Origin of the sequence: Gramella sp. AN32 (genome assembly GCF_023718305.1) — a bacterium.
GTDB lineage: Bacteria > Bacteroidota > Bacteroidia > Flavobacteriales > Flavobacteriaceae > Christiangramia > Christiangramia antarctica.
On the sequence record NZ_QEYO01000053.1, the window covers coordinates 1 to 789 of the forward strand.

The 789-nt window shown below is 42.6% G+C and carries 1 protein-coding gene; it reads right to left on the reverse strand.

Annotated features, from left to right (window positions below; genetic code table 11):
• Nucleotides 1-81 precede the first annotated feature (81 nt).
• Nucleotides 82-789, reverse strand: a 708-nt coding sequence (gene kduI, locus DHD80_RS19835) for a 5-dehydro-4-deoxy-D-glucuronate isomerase (RefSeq protein WP_251743209.1), incomplete at its 5' end; no start/stop codon positions are given.

Genomic DNA, 789 nt, shown 5'->3' on the forward strand with positions numbered 1-789 from the left:
GCCATGGCAAAACCAATTCCGCGTTTACAACCGGTTACTAAAGCTGTTTTTCCTTCTAATTTAAATAAGTCCATAATTTCTTTATTTCAATTCGTCAACTGCTACTTTATCCATATCACCATAATCCAGATTCTCCCCGGCCATCCCCCAGATAAACGTATAATTGGAAGTTCCCGCACCTGCATGGATGGACCATTCCGGAGAAATTACCGCCTGATGATTTTTCATAAAGATATGTCGCGTCTCATGGGGTTGACCCATAAAATGACTAATGGTTTGCCCTTCTTCAAGGTCGAAATAAAAATATACCTCCATTCTACGGGAGTGTGTATGCGCCGGCATGGTGTTCCAGATATTGCCTTCTTTCAACTCGGTCATACCCATCTGTAACTGGCAGGTCTCCACTACTGAATTCACCAATAATTTATTGATAGTTCGCTTATTGGAATATTTATCATCCCCAAGTTCTACAACTTCAGCCTCTTTTCTGGTTACTTTTTTGGTTGGGAAAGCCTTGTGCGCCGGGGCAGAATTCAAATAAAAATAAGGCTGCTCACCATCGGCCGCTTCAAAAGTTACTTCTTTGTTTCCGCGACCTACATAAAGTGCTTCCCTATGGCCCAGTTTATAAACCTCGCCATCTACGGTAACTTTTCCTTTTCCGCCTACATTGATAATCCCCAATTCCCTTCTTTCCAGGAAAAAGTCGGCTTTAAGATCGTCTATAGGTTCCAGGCTAATTTTTTTATCTACCGGGAACGCCCCTCCTGCTATATACCGGTCGTACAT